The organism is Paenibacillus sp. 01T443, from assembly GCF_056398325.1.
Genome location: NZ_JBFTPE010000096.1, coordinates 1 through 300 on the forward strand (window position 1 = coordinate 1; position 300 = coordinate 300).

Annotated in this window: 1 rRNA gene; it reads right to left on the reverse strand. The window is 47.3% G+C overall.

Annotation, left to right across the window (positions count from 1 at the left end):
* Positions 1–111 (reverse strand): 23S ribosomal RNA (locus AC1DLI_RS34465); the annotation flags it as partial.
* Between the last annotated feature and the right edge of the window lie 189 nt (positions 112–300).

Here is a 300-nt window from a genome sequence, read left to right on the forward strand (position 1 = left end):
TCCTCGGATCAATGCCTGCTTACGGCTCCCCGGGGCGGTATCGTTGTTCGCCACGTCCTTCTTCGGCTCCTGGTGCCTAGGCATCCTCCGTGCGCTCTTACTAGCTTAACCATATGCTCGGGTGATTCGGCTTGTGCGCCGTTTTCATTCTATTCCCTCCATCTCAATAAACATTAAGCGGTGRGAATACAACGAAAAGAWGTCGCAACAATCTCGAACACCTTTCGCTTACAATAAAAACAGCTTAAAGGATGTTTCAGCAATTCTTTTCTTTCGTTATCCAGTTTTCAAGGTGCAATT